Origin of the sequence: Paraburkholderia sp. RL18-085-BIA-A, assembly GCF_046027075.1 — a bacterium.
Taxonomy (GTDB): Bacteria; Pseudomonadota; Gammaproteobacteria; order Burkholderiales; family Burkholderiaceae; genus Paraburkholderia.
Genome location: NZ_JARESU010000389.1, coordinates 1 through 1687, shown reverse-complemented (window position 1 = coordinate 1687; position 1687 = coordinate 1). Strand labels below are relative to the sequence as shown.

The 1687-nt window shown below is 56.6% G+C and carries 2 protein-coding genes; both read right to left on the bottom strand.

Going from position 1 to position 1687, the window contains the following annotated elements; translation table 11 throughout:
• Positions 1-42: 42 nt before the first annotated feature.
• On the bottom strand, positions 43-714 hold the full coding sequence (locus tag P0D89_RS52670) for a heavy metal response regulator transcription factor (protein WP_408371091.1): 672 nt from the start codon (positions 712-714) through the stop codon (positions 43-45).
• A 766-nt stretch (positions 715-1480) separates the two neighbouring features.
• Positions 1481-1687, bottom strand: a 207-nt coding sequence (locus tag P0D89_RS52665; protein ID WP_408371089.1) for a hypothetical protein, incomplete at its 5' end; no start/stop codon positions are given.

Below are 1687 nucleotides of genomic sequence, written 5' to 3'. Positions count from 1 at the left end.
CACTCAGACGCCTGAGCAGCGAGTACGCCCCGTCGGCGGTAATCATGGCCGCTCTTCCATCACATAGCCCATGCCCCGGACCGTATGGAGCAGTTTCTTCTCGAATGGGTTGTCGATCTTTGCGCGCAGACGCCTGACAGCCACTTCAACGACGTTCGTATCGCTGTCGAAGTTCATGTCCCAGACGTGTGACGTGACGACTGCGCGCGTGATCACTTCACCCTGCCTCTCGGCGAGGAGTTTCACAAGCGTGAATTCCTGCGCAGTCAGGTCGATGCGGACGTCACCGCGCCGCACACGGCGCCTGAGGAGGTCGATTTCCATATCGCCGACACGCAGCGCAGTGTCGACCGATTGCGTGGGTCTGCGCAGCACCGCGCGAATCCGCGCAAGAAATTCGGAGTAGACGAACGGCTTCGCCAGGTAATCGTCCGCCCCCGATTCAAGTCCGGCGACTTTGTCTTCGACCGCATCGTGCGCCGTCAGGAGGAGCACGGGTGTGCGTTTTTTAGCTCGCAGGCGCCTGAGTACCTCAAACCCGTCGATGCCCGGGAGCATGACGTCGAGTACGATGAGATCGTAGTCTTCATGGAGCGCGAGGAACAAACCGTCGTTGCCATCGTTAGAGACATCGACGGTGAAGCTTGCCTCCATCAGGCCTTTGCGAAGGTACGAGGCCATTTTCGGTTCGTCTTCGACGATCAGAATACGCATGATGAAAACCCTTTCGCACAGCAAGTCGTGCATACAATGTAGATAGTACCCGACGCTGATTGCATCTGCGCAGCGTGTCGTGTTGAGCCTGAGTTAATTGAGTAGCGTACGATACGTCTAAGCTTGGCGCCGCTGCGCGCCGCGCGGCAATTTCAAGAAAATACCAAGGTATGGGCAGTGTCGCCGTAGGCTCTGTAGAACCGTTTATGCCCCAACGGCGAATGCGCAAGTTTTTTTTGTTTCCCGCGACGGTGGCAGGAGAACGGCCAAACCGCTTGTACGTTAGCCATCCACTGCGCGGGTCGGAAAACTTCCTCGCCCACCTGCTGCCAGGTCATGCTTTGCACGGTGCGACTTCCTTGGACCCAACCATGCTAGCTGCGGCAGGGATTACCAACTCGAAGGATAATACTGGCAACTCTATTGGCATCGCCTCGGTAGTGCTTGCTCTCCAAAACGGCAGCCAGATAAATATAGAAAGACCATCCTTGCGCCGAGATGGACGGGAAATGACAAAAATGTCATGAATCGGGACGCTTGTCCGGTCAAGTCTGGTACGCAAAGCCACACGCATAAATTCAAGGCTTTCGGGCCTCGGAGTCAGCCACATAGCGATTTTTCTGCCAGCGGTTCGTCGCCTATCGCGGCACGCGTGACCTGGTCACTTTCGTGTTCGGTGAACGTCCTCGTCTCATGGATGCAAGGAATAATTGGCGGCTCACTCCCGGCGTCCAGATCCAGACATGACGTCGATGTAATGTGAGCGTCAGGACACGTCCACTTTCGCTATCAACTGGTTGCGGGTTTTTCCAGCTGGCGGAATCGGCTGAAAGGGCCGCCGGGCTTGGGTTCGAGCAGCCTGACACGAATCGGCTAGAATCCCCATGCTTTGAAGGTCGAAATGGCCCAAACCCCGTCGTGGCAAGAGATTCCAACGAGATTGAGCGTCCAGGAGTTCGAGCCATTTGGGCGT

Bases quoted from the DNA above. Each gene is read 5' to 3' on its own strand.
- P0D89_RS52670 (WP_408371091.1), bottom strand. From the start codon at position 714: ATGCGTATTCTGATCGTCGAAGACGAACCGAAAATGGCCTCGTACCTT.